This window comes from Hydrogenophaga sedimenti, from assembly GCF_051857515.1.
In the GTDB taxonomy this organism is placed as follows: Bacteria; Pseudomonadota; Gammaproteobacteria; order Burkholderiales; family Burkholderiaceae_C; genus Hydrogenophaga.
Genome location: NZ_JBPZHA010000013.1, coordinates 69,786 through 94,669, shown reverse-complemented (window position 1 = coordinate 94,669; position 24,884 = coordinate 69,786). Strand labels below are relative to the sequence as shown.

At 67.0% G+C, this 24,884-nt stretch carries 20 protein-coding genes; 17 read left to right on the top strand and 3 right to left on the bottom strand.

Features of this window, described 5'->3' with window-relative positions; all coding sequences use genetic code 11:
* The first annotated feature begins 22 nt into the window (after positions 1-22).
* The 11 genes from ACS5NL_RS19435 (at position 23) to tolA (ending at position 11,403) form a co-directional block, all read left to right on the top strand.
* Entirely contained in the window at positions 23-4,249 is a 4,227-nt protein-coding gene (locus tag ACS5NL_RS19435) for a pilus assembly protein (protein ID WP_439355627.1), read from the top strand.
* Between the two features lie 10 nt (positions 4,250-4,259).
* Positions 4,260-4,745 carry a type IV pilin protein gene (locus ACS5NL_RS19430; RefSeq protein WP_439355626.1) on the top strand — a complete coding sequence of 162 codons (486 nt, stop codon included), beginning with the start codon at positions 4,260-4,262 and terminating at the stop codon, positions 4,743-4,745.
* Between the two features lie 4 nt (positions 4,746-4,749).
* Positions 4,750-5,898 carry a bifunctional diaminohydroxyphosphoribosylaminopyrimidine deaminase/5-amino-6-(5-phosphoribosylamino)uracil reductase RibD gene (ribD, locus tag ACS5NL_RS19425; protein ID WP_439355625.1) on the top strand — a complete coding sequence of 383 codons (1,149 nt, stop codon included), beginning with the start codon at positions 4,750-4,752 and terminating at the stop codon, positions 5,896-5,898.
* Positions 5,899-5,968: 70 nt separating this feature from the next.
* Positions 5,969-6,601, top strand: a complete 633-nt coding sequence (locus tag ACS5NL_RS19420) for a riboflavin synthase (RefSeq protein WP_439355624.1) — start codon at positions 5,969-5,971, stop codon at positions 6,599-6,601.
* A gap of 24 nt (positions 6,602-6,625) precedes the next feature.
* Positions 6,626-7,090, top strand: coding sequence for a 6,7-dimethyl-8-ribityllumazine synthase (ribH, locus tag ACS5NL_RS19415; protein WP_439355623.1), 465 nt, complete (start codon positions 6,626-6,628; stop codon positions 7,088-7,090).
* A gap of 2 nt (positions 7,091-7,092) precedes the next feature.
* Complete coding sequence (gene nusB / locus ACS5NL_RS19410) at positions 7,093-7,584, top strand: transcription antitermination factor NusB (RefSeq protein ID WP_439355622.1); 492 nt, start codon at positions 7,093-7,095, stop codon at positions 7,582-7,584.
* Positions 7,585-7,598: 14 nt separating this feature from the next.
* A complete protein-coding gene (locus tag ACS5NL_RS19405) occupies positions 7,599-8,819 on the top strand; it encodes a pyridoxal phosphate-dependent aminotransferase (protein ID WP_439355670.1) in 1,221 nt (406 codons plus the stop codon).
* A complete protein-coding gene (gene ybgC / locus ACS5NL_RS19400) occupies positions 8,816-9,250 on the top strand; it encodes a tol-pal system-associated acyl-CoA thioesterase (protein ID WP_439355621.1) in 435 nt (144 codons plus the stop codon). Before ACS5NL_RS19405 ends, ybgC begins: the two co-directional genes overlap by 4 nt.
* Positions 9,251-9,292: 42 nt before the next feature.
* Complete coding sequence (tolQ, locus tag ACS5NL_RS19395; RefSeq protein ID WP_439355620.1) at positions 9,293-9,997, top strand: protein TolQ; 705 nt, start codon at positions 9,293-9,295, stop codon at positions 9,995-9,997.
* A gap of 3 nt (positions 9,998-10,000) precedes the next feature.
* Positions 10,001-10,453, top strand: coding sequence for a biopolymer transporter ExbD (locus ACS5NL_RS19390; protein WP_439355619.1), 453 nt, complete (start codon positions 10,001-10,003; stop codon positions 10,451-10,453).
* A gap of 11 nt (positions 10,454-10,464) precedes the next feature.
* Positions 10,465-11,403: a cell envelope integrity protein TolA gene (gene tolA, locus ACS5NL_RS19385; RefSeq protein ID WP_439355618.1), complete on the top strand. Its 939-nt coding sequence runs from the start codon at positions 10,465-10,467 to the stop codon at positions 11,401-11,403.
* 35 nt (positions 11,404-11,438) lie between these two features.
* Here tolA and ACS5NL_RS19380 read toward each other — a convergent pair whose 3' ends face one another.
* The 3 genes from ACS5NL_RS19380 to ACS5NL_RS19370 form a co-directional block, all read right to left on the bottom strand.
* Positions 11,439-13,658, bottom strand: coding sequence for an ATP-binding protein (locus ACS5NL_RS19380; RefSeq protein WP_439355617.1), 2,220 nt, complete (start codon positions 13,656-13,658; stop codon positions 11,439-11,441).
* Between the two features lie 113 nt (positions 13,659-13,771).
* Positions 13,772-17,338: a DNA polymerase III subunit alpha gene (dnaE, locus tag ACS5NL_RS19375; RefSeq protein ID WP_439355616.1), complete on the bottom strand. Its 3,567-nt coding sequence runs from the start codon at positions 17,336-17,338 to the stop codon at positions 13,772-13,774.
* Between the two features lie 8 nt (positions 17,339-17,346).
* A complete protein-coding gene (locus ACS5NL_RS19370; protein ID WP_439355615.1) occupies positions 17,347-17,979 on the bottom strand; it encodes a COG4648 family protein in 633 nt (210 codons plus the stop codon).
* Between the two features lie 165 nt (positions 17,980-18,144).
* On the opposite strand from ACS5NL_RS19370, the gene ACS5NL_RS19365 reads away from it, so the two are divergent.
* The 6 genes from ACS5NL_RS19365 to ACS5NL_RS19340 all read left to right on the top strand — a co-directional run bounded on the left by ACS5NL_RS19365 (position 18,145) and on the right by ACS5NL_RS19340 (position 24,882).
* Positions 18,145-19,353: a beta-ketoacyl-ACP synthase gene (locus ACS5NL_RS19365; RefSeq protein ID WP_439355614.1), complete on the top strand. Its 1,209-nt coding sequence runs from the start codon at positions 18,145-18,147 to the stop codon at positions 19,351-19,353.
* Positions 19,350-20,150: a beta-ketoacyl synthase chain length factor gene (locus ACS5NL_RS19360; protein ID WP_439355613.1), complete on the top strand. Its 801-nt coding sequence runs from the start codon at positions 19,350-19,352 to the stop codon at positions 20,148-20,150. The genes ACS5NL_RS19365 and ACS5NL_RS19360 overlap by 4 nt, the downstream gene beginning before the upstream one ends.
* A gap of 59 nt (positions 20,151-20,209) precedes the next feature.
* The gene (locus tag ACS5NL_RS19355; protein ID WP_439355612.1) at positions 20,210-21,847 is read left to right on the top strand and encodes an NAD(P)/FAD-dependent oxidoreductase; all 1,638 of its coding nucleotides are present in this window, start codon (positions 20,210-20,212) and stop codon (positions 21,845-21,847) included.
* Positions 21,848-21,924: 77 nt separating this feature from the next.
* Positions 21,925-23,259, top strand: a complete 1,335-nt coding sequence (locus ACS5NL_RS19350) for an NAD(P)/FAD-dependent oxidoreductase (RefSeq protein ID WP_439355611.1) — start codon at positions 21,925-21,927, stop codon at positions 23,257-23,259.
* A gap of 11 nt (positions 23,260-23,270) precedes the next feature.
* The gene (locus ACS5NL_RS19345; protein WP_439355610.1) at positions 23,271-24,122 is read left to right on the top strand and encodes a MipA/OmpV family protein; all 852 of its coding nucleotides are present in this window, start codon (positions 23,271-23,273) and stop codon (positions 24,120-24,122) included.
* A gap of 49 nt (positions 24,123-24,171) precedes the next feature.
* Positions 24,172-24,882 (top strand): lysophospholipid acyltransferase family protein, encoded by a 711-nt coding sequence (locus ACS5NL_RS19340; protein ID WP_439355609.1) that lies wholly within the window; start codon positions 24,172-24,174, stop codon positions 24,880-24,882.
* Positions 24,883-24,884 lie beyond the last annotated feature (2 nt).

The window sequence follows — 24,884 nt, the reverse complement described above, 5'->3', positions numbered from 1 at the left end:
GATACCCGCCAGAGAGGTTGCCATGAAATTTCATTCAAGACTGAGTATCACCAAGCTCCTGCCGTTGCTCGCGCTGGCAGTCAGTGCGATGGCTGTGGCCCCGCAACTGGCGGCTCAACCGGCCAACCGCCCCTTGCTGACCAATCAGGCCGGCGCGTTGCCTAACCTGATGATTTCCCTGGATAACTCGGGATCGATGGCTTTCAATTACCACGAGAGCTACAACGTCACCGACGACACGGAATACGAGAAGCGTTTCTGCCCGACCCCCTACTCCAACAGGAACTCAGCGACGTTGGCCACATTCAACAGTGGCATCGGAGGCGAGGCAATCTATTCCGCCGCTGGGCCGACCTACACCTGTTATGAGCGCAGGCTTGTCTCCGGATCCTGGACCACAGTGGCCCGCACTGCGGTGTCCCTCCCTTACGCTCCGGCCCAATACGTTGCCAACTGGTCCGCTCAGCGCTCGGCCGACGTCAACCCCCTCTACTACGACCCCCGCGTGCGGTACCTGCCGCGCGTGAATGGAAGCGGCGCCCAGATTGCGCCGACCGATGGCGCCGTCTGGGTGTCCAACCAGAGCAGTGCCCCTTTCTCCTACCGGCTTTTTCAGAGAAGCATTGCACCGTTCGACTTGCGCGTGTACCACTCCATGTACGCAAGCGATGGCTTCACCCGGAACTACCAAAACGTAGTCAACCAGGACAACCCCACCGGATTTACTGTGCGCTATTCCCTGGGGTACTCGCTGCGGACACCCCAGCACATTGCCTACAGTGCGGCCACAACCTCTTCGCCAGCATTCACCTACGCCATCTGCACCGCCGTGGTCACCGATGGTTCTGGAAGGGAAACTGGCTGCTCTGCACGGACCCAGGTGAATGTGCTTTACGGCGCGACGACCACGTACACCATCCCCACGCCCAACTCGCGGACAGACTGCTCGAACAACGTCTGTTCCAACACGCAGGAAGTGACGAACATCATGAACTGGTTCCGCTGGTATTCCATCCGGCAGACCGCCACCAGCACCGCCATCGGGCAGGCGCTTGCAGACATCAACACCAATGGCGCACTCAGTTCGCCGGCCAAATTTGATGACAAGTTGCGCATCGGATACATGCCCATCAACGAGACCTGGGCTGCCCCTCTGTCACTGCCACCGGGTGCAGGCGCCCCGGTGACCACGTCGCGTGGTGTTCGCAACCTCAAACGCGGTTCGACGGAGAACGACGAACTTTTCACGTGGCTCAATGGGATCATTTCCCAAGGCGGCACCCCGCTGCATTACTCGATTGAGCGGGCGGCAGACTATTTCCTGATGCGAAACAACGTCACGGAAAATCCGTGGCGCACCATCCCGACCAGTTCCAGCAGCGCGGAGCTTAGCTGCCGACGCTCTTTCAATCTGCTGTTTTCCGATGGCGGATGGACGTCCGGCAATCCCTGGGGGCCGTCTGCAGCCGGGCCGGACTATGACAACACCGTTGGCCCCACCTTCTCCCGGACCTTGAGCGATGGCAGCACGGAGACATTCCGATACCAGCCTCAGGGGATCGACACGATTGCTGGCCGCCTGAAATACACGCCTTATCCCAGCAATCCCAACAGTTCCGGGGGATTGGCCGACCTGACCGCCAAGTATTACTGGCACACCGACATGCTGAGCGGCAACGCCAACAATACAGTGCAGACCCGCCCGGGACAGCCGACGTTCTGGCAGAACATGTCGACCTACACCATTGGCTACCTGATCCAGCCTGGCGGCGAGGTCGCCACCAGTGGCCTGACGTTCAACCAGATCCAGACCTATCAAACCAAATATGCCCTGCTGGGATATACCGGTGCCGCCTCGTTTCTTCCCACTTGGCCGTCCGGCGATCTGATCGCCGCGGGTACCCAGCCCAGGGTGGATGACTTCATTCACGCAGGCTACACAGGCGGCGCCAGATCTTTCAGTGCCAGGACCGCCGATGACGTCAAAGGCATCTTCAACACCATTCTTTCCGAGATCCTGAGTGCGTCCGGCCGCGATGCGGGTGTTTCCGTCAGTTCAGGTGGGGACAGTTCGACCCTGGCGGGACAACTCAAATACACCGTGTCGTACAAGACGCTCGACAACTCGGGCAACATCCTGGCCAAGGAACTGGATGCCAACGGCAACGAGACCGGCGTCACCCGGTGGTCCGCGGAACAGCTCATGCCGGCCGCCTCGCTGCGTCGCGTGTTCACCATGAACAGCATCCGCACCCCGATCGATTTCCTCGGCAATTTCTCATCCCTCACCAGCGATGTGCAAACGGCGCTGAGACAAGGAACGGGCGCCGCGCGGATTCCCACCGATGCCAGTTTCGTGAACTACCTGCGAGGCGACAACACCCCGACCGACGCAAATGGACAGCTGTTCCGGCAGAGGGTCTCAAAGATCGCGGCCATGGTGAACCCACCATCGGAGCTGATGAACTATTCCCGCGACTACCAATACGACAGCGTGACCTCGGGTGGCGGGGTGGACGGCTGGGACAGCTACAAGGGCTTTGCTGGTCGCAAACTGGGCTACCCATCTTCCCTGTTTGTTGCGACCAACGGCGGGGTGATGCATTCATTCGATTCGAGAACAGGCGTCGAACAGGCGGCATTCATGCCCCGCCGCAGCATGGCGCGGCTGCTCAACTACGCGACCGAGCCTTACGCCTTTGAGTACGTGCTGGATGGCCCCATCAGCCAGAATGACATCTTCAACCGTGCGTACGCCAGCGCCAATTCCCTCTCCGTCGCCGACCAGTGGCAGGCATGGCGGCACATTGCGGTGGGGACCGGGGGGCGTGGTCAACAGTTGGTCTATGCCGTCAACTCACCGTTCAAGACCGGGGCCCCCCCCACTCGCATTCCCGACAAGCAGGATTTCCTGTGGGAAACCGGACCGGACCTCATCAACACGGCCGACGGCGACGATGTGACGGTGGGCTACATGGTCAATCCCGCACGCAGTGGGCAGACCGAAGACATGCCCAACAGCACCAATGGCCAACGGGGCCGATGGATCGTTGCCATCAACAATGGACACTACAACGGCGTGGCCGGCGGCGACAAGGCTGGTCTCGTGGTCCTCGATGCCCTGACCGGCGACGTGATCCGCACCATTCCCCTGCCATCGGGCTATTCCGCTGGCCGCGGCCTGAGCGGCGTGACTCTGCTGCGCAACTACAACCTGAACCATCGGGTGGTGGCCGCCTATGCGGGTGATGCCAATGGTCATCTGTGGAAGTTCAATCTGACGGGCGCTCCTTCCAACTGGAGCGTGGAACACAACAGGCCCCTGTTCACCGTCCCAGGCAACCGCCCCATCTTCGGCGCACCCGCCTGGCAGCCCCATGACCTCAAGAACCCCTGGAGCGACGGCTTCATGGTGGTGTTCGCCACGGGCATGATGCTGGAAGAAGGGGATCTTGACGACATGGGTGCCCAGGCCATCTATGGCATCTGGGACCAGCAGAACGTCGATGGCAGCATGGCCAACAACGTCACCCCCACCGAGGTGCTGCCAACGGAGTTGCAACAGCAGCGTGTACAAGCCACGACGGCAGCCGTGAGAAACGGCGTGACCTACTACGGTATCACCGACAACGCCATCGACTGGAACACCCAGCGCGGCTGGTTCATGCCGCTGGAAAATCCTCACCAGACCGATGTGGCCCTCCAGCCCGGAGAGCGTTCGATTGCCGAAGTGCAGAACGTGGGCACCAGCGTGCTGATCACCACCACGGTGCTGCGCCGCCCCGCCAGCACGGAGATGTGCACGATCAATGACCTGCCGGCCAACTACGTGTACCTGCTGGATGCCCGCACCGCCTCGGCGACCCGGAGCAGGTCTTTTGACGTCACGGGCGACACGCGTCTGGATCCATTTGCGGTCGCATTCATGCCTTCCGGTGGCTTCACCCGTGGCGTGTCCGTCACGAAGTTCTATTCGCGGGCTGACGGAACCCCTCTGTCCACCTACTCTCTGCCCACACCGACGAACGCTTCCGACCCCTATATCGATCCAGACGTGGTGGGACGCCCCATGGGTATCGGCGCCGACGGCGAGTACGAAGATCCCGCAAAATCCGGCCGATCGAACTGTCGCAACATCCGGGTGGCGATTCTGGGCACCGAAACCAATTCGCTGCGTGGCGGCGTGTCCTGCCCGACTTCCGGCTGGAGCCGCACGCAGTTCCAGCTGAGCGCCCCTCCGTCCAATTGATCCCAGAACCATGAATCACCCCATGCCCCAATTCCGGACCGATCGCAGACAGAGTGGCTTCACGCTGATCGAACTGATGGTCGTGGTCGCGATCATCGGCATCCTGGCCGCGATCGGCTATCCGTCTTATCAAGAACAGGTGGCCAAGTCGCGCCGTACCGATGCGCAAAGAGCTGTCTCGGAGGCGGAGCAGTACATGCGCCGCTACTTCAGCACCAAGGACACGTTTGTCGGTGCCGTCCTGCCCGCGGGTATTGCGACCTCACCCCGCCCAGGTGCAGGGGTGGCGGCATACAACATCCAGCTCATCGAGGGCGTCCCTGGAGTTGCAGTGGCCACTGCAACGGCGGCGTCGACCTACACGATCCGGGCCACCCGCACGGGAAGCATGGCCAACGACCGGTGCGGCAACCTCAGCGTGACCAACACCGGCGTCAAGACCCTGAGCAACAACGCCTCGGGCACCACCCTGGCCGATTGCTTCAAGGCATCCTGACCGAATGACTGCTGCCGCCGGGCCGACGTCTGATGCGCTGACCTTGGCACGACAGGCGCTTTGCCTGTCCAACCCCAATCCGCGTGTCGGGTGTGTGATCGTGGCAGCCGATGGCCGTGAGATCGGGCGCGGACACACCCAGCAGACGGGCGGCCCGCACGCCGAGGTCATGGCGCTGCGCGATGCGGCCTTGCGGGGCGAGTCGACCGTCGGAGCTACCGCCTACGTGACACTGGAGCCCTGTTCCCACCACGGCCGCACCCCACCCTGTTGCGACGCATTGATTGCGGCAGGCGTGTCCAGGGTCGTGGTCACCACCGGCGACCCGAACCCGCTGGTGGCGGGGCAAGGGCTTGCGCGGCTGCGCGCGGCCGGCATCGAGGTCGAATTGCTGCCACCAGACAGCACCGAAGCCCACGCAGCACGCGAACTGAACATCGGTTTTTTCAGCCGCATGGTTCGCCGGGCGCCCTGGGTCCGGATGAAAGCGGCAATGTCGCTGGACGGGGTCACGGCCTTGGCCACTGGCGAGAGCCAGTGGATCAGCGGCGAGGCCGCGCGCGCGGACGGCCATGCTTGGCGCGCCCGGGCTTGTGCGGTGCTGACCGGCATCGGCACCGTGCTGGAAGACGATCCGATGCTGGATGTGCGTCAGGCGCCCGCCACCCGCCAGCCACACCTGGTGATCGTCGACAGCCGGCTCGAAACACCGGCCAAGGCTCGCCTGTTCCAGCCCCCGGCGCAAGGCCTGTCCCGCAAGATCTTCATCTACTGCGCCACCGCCGATGCCGAGCGCCAGGCAGCGCTCGAACAACGAGGTGCCACCGTCATCGCCCTGCCCGGCCCGAACGGCAAGGTGGACCTCGCGGCCATGCTGAGCGACCTGGCCACGGTGCGTGAAGTGAACGAGCTCCATCTGGAGGCCGGTCACAAGCTCAACGGATCGTTCATCCGCGAAGGACTGGTCGACGAGTTGCTGCTGTACGTCGCGCCGCAACTGCTGGGCACGGGCGGATCGGGCATCGCCAGCTGGGGACCATTGCAGTCGCTGGACCAGCGCATGAACCTCCGCTTCGGCCCGATGGAACCGGTCGGCAGCGACCTGCGGATCCTGGCCCGCGTACAGGGGCGTGATGCCTTTCTGCACCCCTGAGCACGCCTGAATATCGGCTGCTTCGGCTCGTGGCCCGGCCCGGCGCCCCAAACCCTGCGAAAATAGCCGGATGTTTACCGGCATCATCACCGGCGTGGGGCGCATCGCCGACCTCCACGCACTGGGCAGCTCTTTGGACCACGGCAAGCGACTCACCGTCGAGGCGCCGCCGGGTTATCTCGACGACGTCGCCCTGGGCGACAGCATCGCGCACAACGGCGCCTGCATGACCGTCACCTCGCTCGACGCTGCCGCTTCCCGCTTCACCATCGACATCTCGGCCGAATCGCTCTCCAAGACCACCGGTCTGTCCGAAGCCGGTCGCCGGGTCAATCTCGAAAAGGCCCTGCGGGCCAGCGACCGCCTGGGCGGGCACATCGTCTCGGGCCATGTCGATGGCGTCGGCCGCGTGACGCGCTTCGAGCGCATCGGTGAAAGCTGGGAGCTGTGCGTGCTCGCGCCGCCGCCCTTGGGCAAGTACCTGGCCTACAAGGGCTCGATCGCCATCAACGGTGTGAGCCTGACGGTCAACCGCATCACCGACCGTGAGGATGGCTGCGAGTTCAGCATCAACCTGATTCCCCACACGGTGGAGAACACCACGCTCGGCGACCTCTCTGCCGGCAGCAGCGTGAACCTCGAAATCGACACCGTGGCCCGCTACGTCGAGCGCATGCTCGGCACCCCGGCGACCCCGACCTGACATTCCTCCCAAAGAAAGATCCCCATGTTTGGCGCAGACAAAGGCAGCTCCCATCTCCAGGACGGCAAGAAGCTGTCGATCGGCATCGTGCAGGCACGCTTCAACGAAGGCATCACCAATGCCCTGTACGAGGCCTGCCGAGCCGAACTGCTCGCCCTGGGCGTGCAGGAAAAGAACATTGCCCACGTGACGGTGCCGGGTGCCCTCGAGGTGCCGATCGCCCTGCTGGCGTTGGCCGAGCAGGACGAGTACGACGCGCTGATCGCACTGGGCTGCATCATCCGCGGCGAGACCTACCACTTCGAACTGGTGGCCAACGAGTCCGGCGCGGCGGTGACCCGCGTGGCGCTGGACACCCACACGCCGATCGCCAACGCCATCCTGACCACCGAGAACCTGGAGCAGGCGGTGGCCCGCCAGACCGAAAAGGGCCGCGACGCGGCGCGCGTGGCGGTGGAAATGGCCAACCTGCTGGACCAGATCGGCTGACCATGAACGACTCCATCCCCGCCAAGCCCCGCAAGGCCGCCGACAAATCGGCCCGCACCCGGGCCCGCGAATTCGCCCTCCAGGCGCTCTACCAGCACCTGGTCGGCCGCAACGAGGCCAGCGACATCGACGTGTTCACCCGCGACCTGTCGGGCTTTCACAAGGCCGACAGCGTGCACTACGACGCCCTGCTCCATGGCTGCGTGGAGCAGGCCGAACAGCTGGACGCGCTCATCGCCCCGCGACTGGACCGCCCGATGGTGGAGCTCTCGCCGATCGAACGCGCCGTGCTGTGGATCGGTGCCTACGAGTTCCAGCACTGCCCCGACGTGCCACTGCGTGTGGTGATCAACGAGTGCGTCGAACTGGCCAAGGCTTTCGGCGGCACCGACGGCCACAAGTACATCAACGGCGTGCTGCACCCACTCGGTGAGCAGCTGCGGCCGCACGAAGCGGCGCAGGCGCCGGGCCGCAAGTCGCCCAAGGGCGGATGAGCGGCGCGAAGCCCATGCGGATCAGCCAGCGCGCCCAGCGGGTCGAGCCGTTCTATGTGATGGAGCTGGCCAAGGCCGCCGCCGACATGGCGCGCCACGCGGGGCCGGGCAGCCGCCCGATGATCTACCTGAACATCGGAGAGCCCGACTTCACCGCGCCGCCGCTGGTGCAGGCCGCGGCCGAAAAGGCCATCCGCGACGGACGCAGCCAGTACACCCCTGCCACCGGGCTGCCCGCCCTGCGCGAGGCCATCAGCGGCTGGTACGCCAGCCGCTTCGGGCTGGACATCGACCCGGCCCGCATTGTCGTGACCGCCGGCGCTTCGGCTGCGCTGCAGCTGGCCTGCCTGGCGCTGATCGAAGCCGGTGACGAGGTGCTGATGCCCGATCCGAGCTACCCCTGCAACCGCCAGTTCGTGCAGGCGGCCGAAGGCACGCCGGTGCTCATCCCCTCCGGGCCGGAAGACCGCTTCCAGCTCAGCGCCGAGCACGTGGCCGCGGCCTGGACGCCCGCCACGCGCGGCGTGCTGCTGGCCTCACCATCGAACCCGACCGGCACCTCGATCGCCCGCGACGAGCTCGAGCGCATCGCGCGCTTCGTGCGCGACAGGGGCGGCATCACCCTGGTCGACGAGATCTACCTCGGCCTGTCGTACGACGAGGCCTATGGCCACAGCGCGCTGGGTCTGCCCGACGGCCTGGGCAATGAGGTCATCAGCATCAACAGCTTCAGCAAGTACTTCAACATGACCGGCTGGCGCCTGGGCTGGCTGGTGCTGCCGCCGGCGCTGGTGCCCGCCGTGGAGCGCCTGGCGCAGAACCTGTTCATCTGCGCCAGCACGATCGCGCAGCACGCGGCGCTGGCCTGCTTCGCGCCCGAAAGCCTGGCCGAATACGAAAGCCGCCGCGCCGAGTTCAAGGCCCGGCGCGACTACTTCATTCCCGCGCTGGACCGGCTCGGTCTGCGTGTGCCCGTGATGCCCGACGGCGCGTTCTACGCCTGGGCCGACGTGGCACCGCTGTGCGACCGCTGGGGCATTCCCCTGCAGGGCGAACGCCCCGGCGAAGGCGGCAGCTGGGCACTGGCCTTCGAGCTGATGCGCCGCTGCCAGCTCGCCACCACACCGGGCCGCGACTTCGGCCTGGCCGAACCGGGCCGCTATCTGCGCTTCTCCACAGCCAACGCCATGCCGCAACTGCAGGAAGCCGTGCAACGCCTGGAGGCCGCGCTGTGAACGACCAACAGACCTTCGGTTGGCCAGTGCGTGTGTATTGGGAGGACACCGATGCCGGCGGCATCGTGTTCTACGCCAACTACCTCAAGTTCTTCGAGCGCGCGCGCACCGAATGGCTGCGCCACCTGGGGGTCGAACAGCAGAAGCTGCGCGAGCAGGTCGGCGGCATGTTTGTGGTCACCGGGACACAGCTGCGTTACCACCGTCCCGCCCGGCTCGACGATTTGCTTCTGGTTACGGCCCGGGTGACCGAATCGGGTCGGGCCTCGCTCACAATCGAACAGGCCGCCCTGCTGCAGACGCCCGAGGGCCAGGCCCCGATCCTGCTTTGCGAAGGCAGCATCCGCATCGGCTGGGTCGACGCCACCGCCCTGCGCCCGCAGAGAATTCCAGCCCAGGTGCTCGACGCCCTCGCGGGCGGGAACCGCTGAACGATTTTTTCCTCCGAACCTCGTCCTTCACCGACACCGCCCATGCCCCAAGATCTTTCCATCGTCCAGTTGCTGCTCCACGCATCCTGGGTCGTTCAGGCCGTGGTCGCCCTGCTCGTGCTGGTCTCCGTCATCAGCTGGGCCGCCATCTTCCGCAAGGTCTTCACGCTCAAGCGGGTGAACAGCCACAACGAGGACTTCGAGAAGGAGTTCTGGTCGGGCACCAACCTGAACGACCTGTACGCCGCAGCCGCCCAGAGCGCGCGCCACGGCGGTCCGATGGAACGCATCTTCGCCAGCGGCATGCGCGAGTACCACAAGCTGCGCGAGCGCCGCATCACCGACGCCGGCGCCCTGCTCGACGGCGCCCGCCGTGCCATGCGCGCCAGCTTCCAGCGCGAACTCGATGCCCTCGAAACCAACCTGTCCTTCCTGGGCACGGTCGGCTCGGTCGCGCCCTATGTCGGCCTGTTCGGCACCGTGTGGGGCATCATGCACGCCTTCACCGGTCTGGCCGCGCTGGCCCAGGTCACCCTGGCCACCGTCGCTCCGGGCATTGCCGAAGCGCTGGTCGCCACCGCCATCGGCCTGTTCGCCGCGATCCCGGCCGTGGTCGCCTACAACCGCTTTGCCACCGACATCGACCGCGTGGCCAACCGCATGGAGACCTTCATGGAAGAGTTCTCCAACATCCTGCACCGCAACCTCGGCCAGCAGTCCGCCCAGGCCACGGCCTCGGGTCACTGAGCCATGGCATCCGTCTCCTCGCGGGGTCGTCGCACCCGCCGCACCAAGAACGAGATCAACATGGTCCCGTTCATCGACGTGATGCTGGTGCTGCTGATCATCTTCATGGTCACGGCGCCGCTGATTTCGCCGAGCCAGATCAGCCTGCCCAGCGTGGGCCAGGCCGACGCACAGCCCAAGGGCTTCGTGCAGGTCGTGATCGACAAGGACGAAACCATCCAGGTGCGCCAGGGCACCTCCAGCAAGAGCGGCGGCAAGGGCATCAAGATGGCGCAACTGGCCGGCGAAGTGCAGCGCCTGCAGGTCGCCACCGCCGCGGGTGGTGAAGCCGACAAGGTGCCGGTCGTCATCAGCGCCGACAAGGACATCAAGTACGACACCGTGGTCAAGGCCATGGACACGCTCAAGAAAGCAGGCGTCGAACGCGTCGGCCTCGCCGTCCAGGCCGGCCGCTGAGCCCCCCATCCATGCACGTCACCGCCGACACCCTCGATCTCAAGCCGCCCCGCCCCGGCCGCTGGGGCACGCCGGTCGTGCTCGCGCTGGTGGCGCACGCGCTGCTGATGGCGGCGCTGACCTGGGGCATCCACTGGAAAGAAGAGGAGCCTCAGGCCGCCTTCGAGGCCGAGCTCTGGTCGGCCCTGCCCCGCGAGGCCGCCCCGCGCGCGGTCGAACCGCCACCACCTCCGCCGCCCGAGCCGGAACCCCAGCCCAAACCAGAACCCAAGCCGGAGCCGAAACCCGAGCCCAAGCCTGCCCCCCCACCGCCGCAACCGACGGTGAAGCAGCCGGACATCGCGACCGAGAAGGCCAAGCAGAAGAAGATCGAAGACGACAAGCGGCGCGAGCTGGAAGAAGAGAAGAAGAAAGAAAAGGCCAGGAAGGAAAAGATCGAACAGGCCGAGCGCGAGAAGAAGGAAAAGCTCAAGGAAAAAGAGCTGGCCGAGAAGAAGAAGCTCGACGACCAGAAGCTCGCCGAGAAAAAGAAGCAGGATCAGGCGCGCAAGGCTGCGGACGATCGCAAAGCAGAGCAAAGCCTGAAGGCTGAACGCGATGCGCAGATGCGGCGCATCATGGGTCAGGCCGGCGCAACCGGCGGCCCCGAGGCCAAAGGCTCTGCGCAGCAGTCAAGCGGCCCGTCGTCCGGCTACGCCGGCCGGGTCAAGGCCAAGGTCAGCCCGAACATCCGCTACACGGAAGAATTCCCGCGCTCGCTGCGTACCGAAATCGAAGTGCGCGCCCTGCCCGACGGCACCATCACAGGGCGAAAGGTCGTCGAAAGCAGCGGTAATCCGGCCTGGGACGAATCGGCCCTCAAGGCCATCGACCGGACCGGCTCATTGCCGCGAGATGTCGACGGTCGCGTCCCGTCTCCGATCATCATCGTCGTGCGTCCGACCGACTGATCCGGCCGCAAGGGCCGGCAGCCGTCGGCAGCGGATCAGTACTGCGTCATCACCGCGCCTTCGCCAAGCGGCAGCCCCTGCAGCACACTGTCCAGCTCGCCCGGTTCGACCGGCTTGTGCAACACGGCGGCGAACAGGCTCTTGAGCTGATCCGCAGCCACCTCGTCGACATGTCCGCTCATGAGCACCACCGGCGGCGGAGCCTGCGTCGCGCGGATGCGCTGGGCCAGCCCGACACCGTCCAGACGCGGCATGGACTGGTCGGTCAGCACCACGTCGAAATGTTTGCCGGTCTGCGAGAACTGGGCCCAGGCTTCTTCACCGTCGCGCGAGCGCGTGACCTGCCAGCCCTTGCGCTCCAGCAATGCGCTCCAGGCGTGCCGCACCGACTGGTCGTCGTCGACGAACAGCAGCTGGCGGCCGCGCCCCGGGCCGCCCGGTGACGTGACCTGCGCCACGGCTTCATCGCGGCGGCTGGCCGGCAGGTACAGCAGGAAACAGGCCCCTTCGCTGCCGTTGACCAACCCGATGGCGCCGTGGTGCCGGGCCATGATGCCCTGCGCCACGGACAGACCCAGTCCTGTGCCTCGTCCCTTGGCCTTGGTGGTGAAAAAGGGGTCGAACACCCGGTCCAGGTGCTCGGGGGCGATGCCTGGTCCGTGGTCGCGCACCGTCAGCACCACGTAGCGCCCGTCGGCCAGGCCGGCGGCGCCCGCAGGCCACTCGGCCTGCAGCGGCAGCACCATGTCGCGCAGTGTCAGATCGATGCGGCCGCGTCCCTTCATCGCATCCGCCGCATTGATCAGCAGGTTGACCAGCACCTGCTGCAGCTGGGTCGGATCGGCATCGACCTCGTCGTCGTCGATCTGGTAGTCGATGACCAGCTCGCAGTCCCTGGTCAGCCCGGCCGACACCATCTGCCGCGTCTCTTCGATCAGCGTCGACCAGTGCAGGCGCCGCAGGCGGGGTGCCGACTGGCGGCCGAAGGCCAGCAGCTGGCGCATCAGGCCGTCGGCATAGCGCGTCGATTTCAGGGCCTGCTGCAAGGCTTCGTGGCTGGGGTGCGTCGGGTCCAGATCTTCCGACGCCAGGCGCACCCAGCCCGTGATCGCCGCCAGCGAATTGTTGAAATCGTGCGCGATGCCGCCGGTCAGGCGTCCCAGCGCCTCGGTCTTCTGCGACTGCATCAGCTGCATCTGCAGCGCTTCCTTCTGTTCGTGTGACTCCTGCTGCGCCCGGGCATCGACCCGCACCCGCGCCAGCAAGCCGTTGATGCCCTCCGCGAGTTGCGAGAGCTCATCCTTGCCGGCCACCTGCACCAGACCACCTGCCGAAGGCCCTTCGGTGGTGACCCGGGTCAGATCGGCGTGCAACCCCTGCAGGCGGCACAGCAGCAGCCGGTCCAGCAGAAAGACCAGCAACAGGCTGGCCGCAATGCCCGCCAGGGCGGCCAGGCCCATGCCCTGCCAGGTCAGGAAGCGCCCCTGCTCTTCCAGCCGCTGGTCCAGAGTGAGCACCAGTTCGGCGATGGGCTGGTCCCGGTAGTCGTCCAGCATCGAGTGCAATTCAAACTGGTGCTCGCTGACCTTGACCACATGGGTTTCTTTTCCGGCGTGACCGGGTGCGTCCAGTGACAGGCGGGCCGGCATCATCAGCAGTTCGGAAAACCGCGCCAGTTCGGCCTGGTCGAAGCGCCGCACCATCACCATCGCCCCCTTCACATGCGGCTGTGCGTCGGTGGGACGGTGGATCGCCGCCGCCACCACCATGTCCAGCTGTCCGTCGGACACGCGCAAGGTCCGGATCATGAACTTGGGGTCCGGAGACGCCAGCACGGCCGCGGCCAGCCCCCTCAAGGGCTCGACACGCGCGGGCGACACCGGCATGAGCTTCGCCTGATCGCCGATCGCCACGCTGGCCACCAGCTTGGCTCGGTCGTCGAACACCACGGCTTCGGAGATGTGCAGGTAGCCCAGGTTGTCGACGGCGAAGTTCTCCGTCATGAACTGCGGCTTGTGGCCGCCGACAAAGTCGACCGCATCGCCCCAGTAGGCGTAGTCGCGCGCAGTGGCACCCAGGTTCTGGAGTTGCTGGTCCAGCAGGCGGCGCGCACGGTCGCCCTCCCTGGCGGAACGGTCGGCTTCCAGTTGCTCGAACGACTGACTGACGATGTATCTCGCCCCGAACATCGCGGACGATGCGCACAGGCCGACGACCACCAGGACCAGCGCCCAGGCTTTGTACTGCAGTTTCATGGTTGTCTGAATCATCGACCCTTGAGACGAACACTTGAATCAGCACAGCCCGGTCGACGTGACAGGATTGGCGTTTGTCGGTACTTCCGGCGGGTGCGCCGGCCCCGCCAGCCTCAGTCGAACACGATTTCGGCCCGCCGCTCGTGCGCCTGCGCCATCCAGCTGGCCAGCGCCGCATCGGTCGGGAAGAACAGCGCCCGGTCGTCCAGCTGCAGTTCGCACTGCGCGCCCTCACGCCGGACCGCCAGCCGCACCGGCAGGCCACGCACCAGCTCGCCCTGGTCGGTGTCCTCGCGCCGGGGCGGGAATTCGCGCACCAGCTGGGCGATCGCCGGCGCCTGGCCATTGACCGCCACCCGCAGGTATTTGCCAAAGCGGCAGCGCGCGGCCGCCAGATCCCAGATCTGCTGGATCTTCAGCCGCAGACCGCCAGAGAAGCGGTCGGGCTGCACCGTCGCCTGCACGATCACCAGCTCGTCGTCCTTGAGCAGGTTGCGGTAGAGGTTGATCAGGTTCTCGTCGGCGCTGACTTCGAGCACGCCGCTCTTGTCATCAAGCTTGAAGAAGGCCAGCTTGCCGCGCTGCCCGTTGATGACCCGGAAGTCGGACACGATGCCCGAGAGGATCACCGGGTCGCGGCTTTCCTTGACGTCGGCCAGCGGCGTGCGCGCAAAGCGCCGCACCTCGCGTTCGACCTCGTCGAACAGGTGACCGGAGAAATAGAAGCCGATGGCCGTCTTTTCGTAGGTCAGGCGCTCCTTGACACCCCAGGGCATGGTCGCTTCGTAGGCCGGCTCCTGGGTGGACGAGCCGTGGTCGTCGCCGCCCAGCATGTCGAACAGGCCGCCCTGGTGGGCATTGGCCTGTGTCGCGGCCGCGTATTCGAAGGCCACGTCGACCGAGGCCAGCAGCTCGGCGCGGTTGAGGTTGAGCGCGTCGAACGCGCCGGCCTTGATCAGCGCCTCGACCGTGCGCTTGTTGATGCGCTGGCGGTCGACCCGCAGGCAGAAGTTGAACAGGCTGGTGAACGGCCCGCTCTCGTCGCCGTTCGGCCCTTCGCCCCGGCCTTCGCGCGCCGCCACGATGGCTTCGATCGCCAGCTGGCCCGTGCCCTTGACGGCGCCCAGGCCGTAGCGGATCAGATTGTCGGTGACCGGCTCGAAGCGGTAGCCGCCGCGGTTCACATCGGGCGGCTCGAAAGACATGCCCATCTTGCGCGCGTCTTCCCACAACACCTTGAGCTTGTCGGTGTCGTCCATTTCCACGGTCATGTTGGCGCAGAAGAACTCGGCCGTGTAATGGACCTTGAGCCAGGCCGTGTGATAGGCCAGCAGCGAGTAGGCGGCGGCGTGCGACTTGTTGAAGCCGTAGCCCGCGAACTTCTCCATCAGGTCGAACACCTCGTCGGCCTTGGCCTCGCTGATGTCCTTCTTGGCCGCGCCGGCGCGGAAGATGGCGCGGTGCTCGGCCATTTCTTCGGCCTTCTTCTTGCCCATCGCCCGGCGCAGCATGTCGGCGCCGCCCAGCGAGTAGCCACCCAGCACCTGGGCGGTCTGCATCACCTGCTCCTGGTAGACCATGATCCCGTAGGTCTCGGCCAGCACGGGTTCGACCAGCGGGTGCGGGTACTCCACCACCTCGCGCCCGTGCTTGCGCGCCACGAAGCTGGGGATCAGGTCCATCGGACCCGGGCGGTAGAGCGCGTTCAGGGCGATCAGGTCTTCCAGCCGCGAAGGCTTGGCGTCGCGCAGCATGCCCTGCATGCCGCGGCTTTCAAACTGGAACACGGCCTCGGTCAGGCCCTTGGAGAACAGCGCGTAGACCGCCCTGTCGTCCAGCGGGATGTCCTCGAAGCGGAAGTTTTCCTGGCCCTTGTGGCGCTTCATGATGAACTCGCGCGCGATCTCCAGGATGGTCAGCGTCGCTAGGCCCAGGAAGTCGAACTTCACCAGGCCGATGGCTTCGACGTCGTCCTTGTCGTACTGGCTCACCGCCGAGTCGCTGCCCGGCTGCATGTACAGCGGGCAGAAGTCGGTCAGCTTGCCCGGCGCGATCAGCACGCCGCCGGCGTGCATGCCGATGTTGCGGGTCATGCCCTCGAGCTTCTGCGCCAGCTCGATCAGGGTCTTGACGTCCTCTTCCTTCTCGATCCGCTCCGCCAGGATGGGCTCCATCTCGATGGCGTAGTTGTTCTTGTCGCCGTCCGGCTTCGGGCTGGGCGGGTACTGCAGCGTCACGCTCATGCCCGGCTTGTTGGGGATGAGCTTGGAGATGCCGTCGCAGAAACCGTAGGAGAAGTCGAGCACGCGGCCCACGTCGCGGATGGCCGCGCGCGCGGCCATGGTGCCGAAGGTGGCGATCTGGCTGACCGCGTCCTTGCCGTAGCGGTCCTTCACGTAGTCGATCACGCGGTCGCGGTTGGACTGGCAGAAGTCGATGTCGAAGTCGGGCATCGACACCCGCTCCGGGTTCAGGAAGCGCTCGAACAGCAGGTTGTACTGCAGCGGGTCCAGGTCGGTGATGAGCAGCGCGTAGGCCACCAGCGAACCGGCGCCGGAACCCCGGCCCGGGCCCACCGGGCAGCCGTTTTCCTTGGCCCACTTGATGAAGTCCGACACGATCAGGAAGTAGCCCGGGAAGCCCATCTTCAGGATGGTGTTGAGCTCGAACTCCAGCCGCTCGACATACCGCGGGCGCTGCGCTTCGCGCTCGGCCTCTTTGGGGAACAGGTGGCGCAGGCGGCCGTCCAGGCCTTCGTGCGAGACGTGGCGGAAATACTCCTCCACCGACATCACCACACCGTTGACCGGCGGGATCGGGAAGTTGGGCAGCTGCGGCTTGCCCAGCACCAGGGTCAGGTTGCAGCGTTTGGCGATCTCCAGCGTGTTGGCCACGGCGCTGGGCACGTCGGCGAACAGCTCGGCCATCTGCGCCGACGACTTGAAATACTGCTCACGGGTGAAGCGGCGCACGCGCCGGTTGTTGCCCAGGATCTCGCCGTCGGCGATGCAGACCCGCGCCTCGTGCGCCTCGTAATCGTCTTCGGCCAGGAACTGCACCGGGTGCGTGGCCACCACCGGCAGGTGCAGGCGCGCGGCCAGTTGCACCGCGGCCACCACATGGCGCTCGTCGTCCACGCGGCCGGCGCGCTGCAGCTCGATGTAGAAGCGGTGCGTGAACAGTCCGGCCAGCTGCAACGCCACGTCGGCCGCCTTCTGCGTGTCGCCGGCCATCAGCGCCTGCCCGACCGGACCGGCCTGCGCGCCCGAGAGCATCAGCAGGCCGCCGTTCAGCTCTGCGAGCCACTCGCGCTGGATCACCGCGCCGGCGCGGCCGTCGGCCCGCGTCCAGGCACGCGCCAGCAGCTCGCTCAGGTTCAGGTAGCCCTGCTTGTCCTGCACCAGCAGGATCACGCGCGGCAGCGCCGGCTGGTGGCTGCCCGGCATGGCGCCGGGCGTCTCATCGGCGAACCCAGCGAGCATCACCTCGGCGCCCAGCACCGGTTTGACGCCGGCCCCGCGCGCGGCCTTGTAGAACTTGACCGCACCGAACAGGTTGTTCAGGTCGGTGATCGCCAGTGCGGGCTGGCCGTCGCCGGCCGCCGCTTCGACGGCGTCGTCGATGCGGTTGGTGCCGTCGACGACAGAAAACTCGGTGTGCAGGCGCAGGTGGATGAACATCGGGAGAATCAGGGCGCCTTGTGGGCGTTGCGGGCGTTGTGGGTCTTCCAGGCGCGGATGGCGTCGGCGATGGTGGCCTGGTCCTCGCCGGCCAGCACGATGCGGCGGCACAGGAACTCGGCGATGAACATCAGCCCGATCAGCGGTCCGGCCAGCAGATTGGCGAAGGTCGACCAGATGGCCACCGGCACCAGCAGGAAGAGCAACAGGGACACCAGCGCGACGCCGGCGAAAAACAGCGTCCAGGCCACGGTCACCTTGCGGGTGTAGCGCAACTGGGCAGGAGAAAGCACACCGCCATGCACCCGGCGCGCCATCTGCGTCACCAGCGACTCACCGGGACCTCGGAGGGTGCGGCCGAAAAACAGCGCCAGCAGCAGGTACACGCCCAGCTGCTCCAGCAGGAACAGCAGCGCCGCCTGCGTCCGCAGCCAGGGCCAGGCGCCCAGCAGCAGCCCCGCCTGCAGCGCGATCGCCCCCACGGCCATCCAGCGCTGCGGCAGTCGCCAGAGCGCCAGCGCCAGGGCCATGCTCGCCGGCGCCAGCGCCAGGACCGCGCCCCAGGCCGGCGGCGTCTCGCTGGAACTGGCGTGGTGCGAGGCCAGCGCCCAGACCACCGCGACCAGCGCGACAACCAGCACCCGCCACCATGCCGGACCTGGAAGGCTTGTGTCGGCGTCTGGAACAGGAGGGATCATCGGGAGGCATCTTGTACGGAAAGCGGTCAATTTTACCGACCACCCCCGGGGCCTTCGGGGGCTTCCTACAATCCGCCAGCCTTGACACCACCACCTGTTCCGGATTCCGTGAAACCGATTTCCCTGCGCGTGAGCGCCTACACGGCGGTTTCGGCGCTCGGCGACGGTCTGCAGGCGATGCGCGAGGCCATCGCCAGCGGCCGAAGCGGCCTGACCCCGCTGGGCACACAAGACGTCGGCACCGGCCCGCTGGCCGAACCGCTGGCGACCTGGGTCGGCCGCGTGGCCGGGCTGGAGCAGCCCCTGCCCGGGCGCTGGAGCCACTGGGATTGCCGCAACAACCGCCTGGCCTGGCGCGGCCTGCAGGCCGACGGCTTTGCCGGCCAGGTCGCCGCCGCCGTGCAGCGCCACGGCGCGGGCCGCACCGCACTCGTGCTGGGCACCTCCACCGCCAGCATCGGCGCGACCGAAGACGCCTGCCGCAGGTTCGACGCCACCGGGGAGTTCCCGCCCCAGCCGGACAACCCGGGCTTGCACACCTTGCATTCGCTAACCGGTTTCGTGCAGGAGGCGCTGGGAATTGAAGGCCCGGCACTCACGGTTTCCACCGCCTGCTCGTCCAGCGCCAAGGCCTTTGCCGCCGCCGAACGCCTGATCCGGCTGGGACTGGCGGACGCGGCGGTGGTCGGCGGCGTGGACAGTCTGTGCGGCAGTGTGCTGTTCGGCTTCCATGCGATGCAGCTGGTCTCGCCCGAACCCTGCCGGCCATTCGACCACCGGCGCCAGGGCATCAGCATCGGCGAGGCCGCGGGGTTTGCCCTGCTGGAGAACACACCCGGCGGCCTGCGCCTGCTGGGCCACGGCGAATCCAGCGACGCCCACCACCTCTCCGCACCCGACCCGGACGGTGCCGGCGCCGAGGCCGCGCTGGACCAGGCCCTGGCCCGGGCCGGCCTGCGCACCACCGACATCGGTTTCGTGCACCTGCACGGCACGGCCACGCCGCGCAACGACGAGGTCGAAGCCCGGCTGCTGCAGCGCCGGTTCGCGCCCGGCACCCCGGCCAGTTCGACCAAGGGCATGACCGGACACACCTTGGGCGCGGCCGGTGCGCTGGGCGCCGTGTTCAGCCTGCTGGCCCTGGAAACCGGCGTGCTGCCCGGCACCGCCCACACCGGCCACGTCGCCGCCGGCATGGAAGGCTTCCTGCTGACCGCCCCCCGGCAGCAGACCGTCGAGCGGGTCGTGAGCCACGCCTTCGCCTTCGGCGGCAGCAACGCCGTGCTGGTGTTCGGCCGCGCGGAGGCCGCCGCGTGAGCCGCCCCCGCCACCGCGCCCATGTCGAAGGCCTCTCGCTCTGGGCACCCACCCTGCCGGGCTGGACGGTCGCCCGCGCCGTGCTGCGCGGTGAGGCCACGGCCGGGCCGCCCCGCCCCATTCCGCCACCGGCCTGCCTGCCCGCCGCCGAACGGCGCCGTGCGCCGCTGACGGTCGCGCTGTCGCTGGCGGCGGCCGAAGAAGCGGTGCAGGCCTGCGGTCGCCCGGCGGCGGCCTTGCTGGCGGTGTTCGCGTCGGCGCACGGCGACCTGCCGGTCATCGACGACATCTGCCGCACCCTGGTGCACACCCCGACGCTGGTGTCGCCGACCCGCTTCCTGCATTCGATCCACAACGCCCCCGCCGGCATCTGGAGCCAGCACCACCGCAATGGCCTGGCGAACACCGCCGTCAGCGGCGCGCAGCACAGCTTCGCCCAGGGTCTGATGGAGGCACTGATCCAGTGCGAGGCCGAGCAGCGGCCGGTGCTCTTCGTCGCCTACGACACCGAAGCCGTCGGCGCCCTGACCCACACCACGGCCAGCCGCGGATCGCTCGCCGCCGCGCTGGTGCTGGCCCCGCAGCCCGGCCCCCACACCCTGACCCGACTGGACTGGGCGCTGGAGCGCTCGCCCTGCGACGCCCCCGCACCGGCCACCGCCGCCGCGCAATGCCTGCGCGACAACGCCATGGCCCCCGCGCTGCCACTGTTCGAAGCCCTGGCGACACAGCGGCCGGCCTCGCTGGCCTGGCCGCTGTCGGCCCGGCAGTCCCTGCGGCTGGACCTCGCCGCCTGAACACACTTGGTCACCGGGGAAAACCCGGTCCGGCCATGGATTGCGGTGATACTCACCGGATGGACTCCCAAGCAAAACCACGCGACGTCGTGATCCTGGGCGGCGGCCTGGCCGGCCTGACCCTGGCCATGCAGCTCAAGCGGCGCGAGCCGGACATCGATGTGCTGGTGCTGGAGCGGCGCTCCGAGCCCGCACCCGAAGCGGCCCACAAGGTCGGCGAGTCCACCGTCGAGGTCGGTGCGCACTACTTTGACAAGGTGATCGGCCTGGGCGAACACCTGCGCGAGCGGCACCTGCGCAAGTTCGGCTTCCGCTTCTTCTTTTCCGAAGGCCGGCGCGACCTGGACCAGGTGACCGAAATCGGCGCCAGCCGCCACCTCTCGGTGCCCAGTTACCAGATCGACCGCGGCATCTTCGAGAACTTCCTGGTCGACGAAGCACGTCGCCGCGGCATCGAGGTGATCGAAGGCTCGATGGTGCGCCAGATCGACCTGGCCGAGTCCTCGTCCGACCCCACCGCCCTGCACCGCATCGGCTACACGCACCAGGGCGAGACCCGCAGCGTGTCGGCACGCTGGGTGGTCGACGCCTGCGGCCGCGCCGGGCTGATCAAGCGCAAGCTGGGCCTGGCCGAGCTGAACGACCACCCGGCGCACGCGATCTGGTTCCGCATCAAGGACCGCATCGAGATCGACCGCTGGACCGACAACACCGAGTGGCGCGAGCGCTGCGACCCGCAGGCGCGCTGGCTCTCGACCAACCACCTGGTCGGCAAGGGCTACTGGGTCTGGCTGATTCCGCTGTCCTCGGGCTCGCACTCGGTCGGCATCGTGGCCGACCCGGCGATCCACCCGATCGACACCATGGACACCTTCGAAAAGGCCATGGAGTGGTTCAAGACCTACCAGCCGCTGCTGTTCGACGACCTCGACGGCAAGCGCCACCTGCTGCAGGACTTTGCCTTCTTCAAGCGCTTCTCCTACGGCTGCAAACAGGTCTATTCGGCCGACCGCTGGGCGCTGACCGGCGAGGCCGGCCTGTTCCTCGACCCGTTCTATTCGCCCGGCAGCGACTTCATCGCCATCAGCAACACCTACATCACCGAGCTGGTCAGCCTGGACCGCCGCGGCGAGCGGCTGGGCGCCCGCGCGCAGGTGTTCGACCAGCTGCTGCACTCGTTCTACGAGAGCACCATGGCGCTGTACCAGGACCAGTACGCCATCTTCGGCGACCCCGAGGTGCTGCCGGTCAAGGTGATCTGGGACTACACCTACTACTGGGGCGTGCTGGCCCAGTTCGTGTTCCACGACCGGCTGGCCGACCTGTCGTCGCTGGCGGCCCTGCGCACCGAGCTGGCGCAATGCCAGGCGCTGAACCTGGCGGTGCAGGGTTTCCTGCGCCAGTGGTCAGCGGTCAGCCGCAAGCGCAACCCCGCGGTGATGCTCGACCAGGCCGAACTGCCCTGGTTCGCCGAACTCAACCGCAGCCTCAACGACACCCTGGACACCGCCGCCTTCGCCGACCGCATCCGCGACTCGCACGCGCGCCTGACGGACCTGGCGGCCGAGATCCTTGAACGCGCCCTGGACGACCACCCCGGCCTGGACACGGGAGAGCTCGGGCGCCTGCTGGCGGCCCGCAGTCTGGCGCCCGCGGCGGCGTCGCCCGACCGGATGCTGCCCGAGATGGTCGCCTGAAGTCGACACACTATGATGGAGGGCTGCCACCGGCGACCGCCGGAAGGCCCATTTCTCTGCCAGTCCGAGTCCCGCTCATGAATACCACGGCCCAGGAAAACGCAGGCGGTGCCTGCGACGTTCTCGTCATCGGTGGAGGCCCGGCCGGCGCCACCGTCTCCGCCCTGCTGGCCGAAAAAGGGCACCAGGTGGTGATGCTCGAAAAGGCCCACCACCCGCGCTTTCACATCGGCGAATCGCTGCTGCCGGCCAACCTGCCCCTGTTCGAGAAGATGGGCATCGCCGACGAGATCAAGGCGATCGGCATGCACAAGCCCGGCGCCGAGTTCGTCTCGATGGAGCATGGCCGCTCTCAGGCGTTCTCCTTTGCCGAGGCCTGGGACAAGTCCATGCCCTACGCCTACCAGGTGCGGCGTGCCGACTTCGACCAGATCCTGTTCCGCCATGCGCGCGACAAGGGCGCCACCGCGCTCGAAGGCGTGAAGGTCACCGGCGTCGAGTTCCTGCCCGAAGGCGGCGCGAGCGTCACCGCGCAGGACGAAGACGGCCAGACCCGGCAATGGAAAGCCCGCTTCGTGGTCGACGCGTCGGGCCGCGACACCTTCCTGTCCACGCGCTTTCGCATCAAGCACCGCAACCCGCGCCACAACAGCTCGGCCATCTACGCCCACTTCGACGGCACGGTGCGCGGCGAAGGCGCCGAAGAAGGCAACATCCGCATCTTCTGGTTCGCGCACGGCTGGTTCTGGTTCATTCCGCTGACCAATGGCACGACCAGCATCGGCATGGTGACCTGGCCGTACCACATGAAATCCAAGGGCTCGCGCAGCCTGCAGGAATTCATGATGGACAACATCGCCACCTGCCCGCCACTGGCCGAACGGCTCAAGATGGCCACGCAGACCAGCCCGACCGAAGCCACCGGCAATTTCTCGTACGTGTCCGAGCGCAACCACGGCAAGGACTACCTGATGCTGGGCGACGCCTACGCCTTCATCGACCCGGTGTTCTCCTCCGGCGTCTGGCTGGCGATGAACAGCGCCGTGGTCGGCGCCGACGCCATCGACACCTGCCTGCGCAACCCCGCCAAGGCTGGCGCCGCGCTCAGGAATTTCGACCGCGTGATGCGCCACGGCCCCAAGGAGTTCTCGTGGTTCATCTACCGCGTGACCAATCCGATCATGCGCGACTTCCTGATGGGCCCTAAGAACGTGCTGCGCGTCAAGGAAGCCATCCTCTCGGTGCTGGCCGGCGACGTGTTCGGCAAGACCCCGATCTGGCGCTCGATCCTGGTGTTCAAGGCGATGTACTACATCGCCAACATCGCGCAACCCAAGCGCGCCTACACGGCCTGGCAGAAGCGCCGCTTCAACATCCGCAAGGTGGACGATCCCGCCATGTACAACGCATGAGACGCACCCGCATGACACCCTCCCCGACCCTGGCCTTGCGCCGCCTGGCGCTGGCGCTGCTGGCGGGCGGTGTCGCCTCTGCCGCCATGGCCGCCGAAGAAAAGCCGCTGTGGGAGGCCGGCATGGGTGTGGCGACGGTGAGCTTTCCGGCTTACCGCGGCTCCGACCAGCGCCAGGCCTTCGTGCTGCCCACGCCCTACTTCGTGTACCGCGGCCAGTTTCTCAAGGCGGACAAGGACGGCGTGCGGGCAGAGCTGCTCGACGCCGACCGGGTGAAAGTGACCCTCTCGGGCGCCTTGTCCCCCCCTGCCTACAGCAGGGACATCCATGTGCGCGAGGGCATGCCCGACCTGCGCGCCAACTTCGAAGTCGGTCCGCAGCTGAACCTCACGCTGTGGCAGTCGGACAACCAGCGCCAGGAGCTGAAGCTGCTGCTGCCCTTGCGCGCCGCATTCACCCTCGAACGCAGCCCCAAGAGCATTGGCTGGGTCTTCCACCCCAAGGCCAATGTGGACTTCGGCGGCATTCCCGGCCTCTCCGGCTGGAACGCCGGCATGCAGCTCGGCCCCTTGTTCGGTGACAGCAAGCAGCACCAGTATTTCTACGGCGTCGACGCCGCCAACGCCACGCTGAATCGCCCGGCCTACCAGGCCAAGGGCGGCTTCGCGGGCATGCAGTACGTCCTGGGCGTCTCCAAGCGATACGACAAGACGTGGGTCGGCGCCTTCCTGCGCTACGACAGCCTGCGTGGCGCGGCCTTCGCCGACAGCCCGCTGGTGCGCACGCGCAACTATGTCGCGGGTGGCATCGCGGTCTCCTGGATCCTGGGGGAGTCGGCCGAGCGCGTGCTGGTCGATGACTGACCGCCGACGGACCCGTGGCCCGTTGCGGGTCCTGTACGAACGGCTGGCCATGCACATCGGCTTGGGCTCGCTGGCGGCGCTCTGCCTGTTCTGGCTGCCGTTCGCGATGCTGCTGCACCCGGTGTTGCCGCGAGCCCTGGGTCAGCGCTGGGGCCGCGAAACGATCAGTTTCGGATTCCGCATTTACCTGCGGCTGCTGGAAGCCGTGTGCGGCTGCCGTTTCGACCTGAGCGCCATCGAGCAGTTGCGCCACGAAGGCCCGATGATCATCGCGGCCAACCACCCGTCGCTGCTGGACGCGGTGATCCTGGTCTCGCGCCTGCCCAACGCGGTCTGCGTGATGAAGGCCAGCCTGATGAACAACCCGCTGTTCGGCTCCGCCGCGCGGCTGGCGCGTTATGTGCGCAACGACGGCATCCTGCAGATCATCGCGCGCGGCTGCGACGCGCTGCAGGAGGGCGGCCATCTGGTGCTGTTCCCCGAGGGCAGCCGCACCGTGAACTTCCCGGTCGACCCGTTCCCGCCCACGCTGGGCATGGTGGCCCGGCGCGCGGGTGTGCCGGTGCAGACCGTGCTGCTGGATTTCTCGACCGCCTACCTGGGCAAGGCCTGGCCGCTGTTCCGGCCGCCGCTGCTGCCCCTGGTGATCTGTGCCCGGCTGGGCCCGCGCCTGCCGCCGCCGACCGACCATGTCGCCTTCACCGCCGAGCTGGAAGCCATCTTCCGCCGCGAGGTCCGCGTGCCGGCCAACCCTTTCTGACC

Bases quoted from the DNA above. Each gene is read 5' to 3' on its own strand.
- ACS5NL_RS19380 (WP_439355617.1), bottom strand. From the start codon at position 13,658: ATGAAACTGCAGTACAAAGCCTGGGCGCTGGTCCTGGTGGTCGTCGGC.
- ACS5NL_RS19430 (WP_439355626.1), top strand. From the start codon at position 4,260: ATGAATCACCCCATGCCCCAATTCCGGACCGATCGCAGACAGAGTGGC.
- ACS5NL_RS19390 (WP_439355619.1), top strand. From the start codon at position 10,001: ATGGCATCCGTCTCCTCGCGGGGTCGTCGCACCCGCCGCACCAAGAAC.
- ACS5NL_RS19345 (WP_439355610.1), top strand. From the start codon at position 23,271: ATGACACCCTCCCCGACCCTGGCCTTGCGCCGCCTGGCGCTGGCGCTG.
- ACS5NL_RS19355 (WP_439355612.1), top strand. From the start codon at position 20,210: ATGGACTCCCAAGCAAAACCACGCGACGTCGTGATCCTGGGCGGCGGC.
- tolA (WP_439355618.1), top strand. From the start codon at position 10,465: ATGCACGTCACCGCCGACACCCTCGATCTCAAGCCGCCCCGCCCCGGC.
- tolQ (WP_439355620.1), top strand. From the start codon at position 9,293: ATGCCCCAAGATCTTTCCATCGTCCAGTTGCTGCTCCACGCATCCTGG.
- ribH (WP_439355623.1), top strand. From the start codon at position 6,626: ATGTTTGGCGCAGACAAAGGCAGCTCCCATCTCCAGGACGGCAAGAAG.
- ribD (WP_439355625.1), top strand. From the start codon at position 4,750: ATGACTGCTGCCGCCGGGCCGACGTCTGATGCGCTGACCTTGGCACGA.
- dnaE (WP_439355616.1), bottom strand. From the start codon at position 17,338: ATGTTCATCCACCTGCGCCTGCACACCGAGTTTTCTGTCGTCGACGGC.
- ACS5NL_RS19405 (WP_439355670.1), top strand. From the start codon at position 7,599: ATGCGGATCAGCCAGCGCGCCCAGCGGGTCGAGCCGTTCTATGTGATG.
- ACS5NL_RS19435 (WP_439355627.1), top strand. From the start codon at position 23: ATGAAATTTCATTCAAGACTGAGTATCACCAAGCTCCTGCCGTTGCTC.
- nusB (WP_439355622.1), top strand. From the start codon at position 7,093: ATGAACGACTCCATCCCCGCCAAGCCCCGCAAGGCCGCCGACAAATCG.
- ACS5NL_RS19340 (WP_439355609.1), top strand. From the start codon at position 24,172: ATGCACATCGGCTTGGGCTCGCTGGCGGCGCTCTGCCTGTTCTGGCTG.
- ACS5NL_RS19420 (WP_439355624.1), top strand. From the start codon at position 5,969: ATGTTTACCGGCATCATCACCGGCGTGGGGCGCATCGCCGACCTCCAC.
- ACS5NL_RS19350 (WP_439355611.1), top strand. From the start codon at position 21,925: ATGAATACCACGGCCCAGGAAAACGCAGGCGGTGCCTGCGACGTTCTC.